At 70.4% G+C, this 2,392-nt stretch carries 3 protein-coding genes; 1 reads left to right on the top strand and 2 read right to left on the bottom strand.

The features are described 5' to 3' along the window. Positions 1–284 (top strand): SOUL family heme-binding protein (locus tag DBR22_RS05295; RefSeq protein WP_146187397.1); only part of this gene is annotated, 284 nt, incomplete at its 5' end. A 46-nt stretch (positions 285–330) separates the two neighbouring features. Here the strand turns inward: DBR22_RS05295 and DBR22_RS05290 are convergent. After that, on the bottom strand, positions 331–762 hold the full coding sequence (locus tag DBR22_RS05290; RefSeq protein WP_108598114.1) for a DUF2177 family protein: 432 nt from the start codon (positions 760–762) through the stop codon (positions 331–333). Next, positions 759–2,392 (bottom strand): AMP-dependent synthetase/ligase (locus DBR22_RS05285; RefSeq protein WP_108598113.1); only part of this gene is annotated, 1,634 nt, incomplete at its 5' end. The genes DBR22_RS05285 and DBR22_RS05290, both read right to left, overlap by 4 nt.

Genomic DNA, 2,392 nt, shown 5'->3' with positions numbered 1-2,392 from the left:
CCTTTGTGCTCCCGGCGGGGGTCACCGCCGGGAGCGCGCCGGTCCCCACGAACTCCGACGTCACCATCCGGGCCGTTCCGGGTTCGCTCGCGGCGGCCGTGCGCTTCTCCGGCAGCGGCACGGAAAAGTCCTTTGCGCGCCACAACACCGGGCTGCAGGCGGCATTGACCCTCGCAGGGCTGACCGCGGTGGGGCCGCCCCGGTTCGCCCGCTTCGATCCGCCGTTCAAGCCGTGGTTCCTCCGCCACAACGAGGTCATCCAGGACGTGCAGGAACCCAGCTAAAACGCGGCCGACGGCGGAACCCGCCTGCCGCCGTCGGGCACCCCCGCTAGGAGGTGCTTCGCCTGGCCCGGCCCGGCTTCAGGAGCGTGGCCGTGAGCCAGGTGACCACACTGCAGGCCACGGCTCCCCAGGCGATGTCCGTGAGGGCAACGATCAAGGGGAAATCCTTGAGGACGGCGAGCCCGGTCAGCGCCCACGTGGCGTAGGTGAAGAAGCCGAACAGCGCAGCTCCGGTCACCCGTTGCCGCAGCGTGGCGTCAGGTTTGTTGGGCTGGACGCCATAGTGCACCATCCCCGCCACGAAGATGACGTAGAAGGCCACGGCGCCCGCCACATTGGGGCTGTCCGCGAGCAGCCCGCCGATCTGGCTTTCATACAGCCTGCTGGCCACGGTGGTGATCCAGACGACGTCGAGGACGGCGAAAACCACCGCGGCCACAGCGTACGCAAGCAGCCACCTCTTGACGTTGGTGCTCATGCTTGGCTCCTTGTATCGGCGTAGAGGTTGTCCACGATGTGGCGGGCGCGTTCGGTGAAGGCGCCGCGCTTGAGCTTCATGGTGGGGGTGACATTTCCGTTAGTCTCGCTGAGATCGGCGAGCAGCAGCACAAACCGCCGCACCTGCTCGGAGCGGGCGATCTTCGCGTTGGCGGCAGTGACCGCCTTGCCGATGGCGTGGAGGAGCCGCGCGTCCTCGATCTGGACGGCGCCGCCGTCGTCCGGGATCCGCAGGCCGGCGAGATCGGCGATGCCCTCCCGCTCGGCCCAGGCCGCCACGGACTCCGGGTCCAGCAGCACCAGCCCGCCGAGGTAGGGCTTGCCCTCGCCCACCATCACGGCGTGCGCCACCAGCGGATCGCCCTCCACATACCCTTCCCAGATGGCGGGGGAGATGGTCTTGCCGCCGGCGGTGACAATGACGTCCTTGATCCGGCCCTTGAGGCTGAGCCGTCCCAGGTCATCGAGTTCGCCGAGGTCGCCGGTGCGGAAGAACCCGTCGGTGAAGGCGTCCGCGTTGTCGGCAGGCCTGCGGTAGCCGGCGAACACCCCCACACCGCGGGCCAGCACCTCGCCCTGGTCCGAGAGGCGCACGGTGGTTCCGGGCATCGGGACGCCCACGGACCCCGCGCTGATCGCCCCGGGCATGTTCCCGGTCAGCGGGGCAGTGGTTTCGGTGAGGCCGTAGCCCTCGATGACCGGCAGGCCCAGGCCGCGGAAGAACAGGGACAGGTCCGCGTCGAGCGCGGCGGCGCCGGACAGCAGGTAGCCCAGGCGCCCGCCCACCAGCTTGCGGAGGCGTGCGTAGAAGAGCCGGTCGAACAGCGCGTGCCTGGCACGCAGGCCGAACGGGGCACGCACGACGGTGCCGGCGTCGTGCGCTTCGGCGAACCGTCCCCACTCCACCGCGGTGCGCTGCGCCGATGCCCACACGCGGCCGAGGCGCTTCTTCGACGCGGCGGCCGCGGCGGACGCCTGGATTTTCTGCAGCACCCGGGGGACCACCACCAGGAAGGTGGGCTTGAGGGCGCCGAGGGCGGGCACCACATCGCGGGGATCAGACAGGTGCGCGATCCTCATGCCGTTGGCCAGGCAGATCAGCTGCAGCCCCCGGGCCAGCACGTGCGCCATGGGCAGAAAGATGATGGTGTTGCCGCCCTCGCGGACCACTTCCGTGTAGGCGGCGGCCACGTTCAGGACCTGGCCCACGAAGTTGCCGTGGGTGATCAGGGCGCCTTTCGGTGCGGCGGTGGTGCCGGAGGTGTAGACGATGGTGGCCACCGTATCCAGGTCCGCGAGCAGGCGCCGCTCCTCCACGGCGCTGTCCGGAACGCCGGCGCCGAGCAGCACCAGGGCGGCCAGGTCCGCGCCGGGCCGGGTGTCCATGGTCCAGACGCCCAGGCCGGTGATCCCTGCATGGTCGAAACCCCGCTCCAGCAGGAGGGCGTGCCCGGCGCTGCCGGCTACCGCCAGCCGCACCTCGGCGTCGGTGAGGATGGCCGTCACCTGGGGCAGGGCGGACGTCTCGTAGATGGGGACCACGACGGCGCCGGCGAACCACGCTGCCATGTCGGCCAGCGCCCATTCGTACCGGGTGGGGGACATGATGG

The organism is Arthrobacter sp. HMWF013, assembly GCF_003061105.1.
GTDB lineage: Bacteria > Actinomycetota > Actinomycetes > Actinomycetales > Micrococcaceae > Arthrobacter.
The sequence above is the reverse complement of the archived record's forward strand: the minus strand, read 5'-3'. Positions and strand labels throughout refer to the sequence as shown.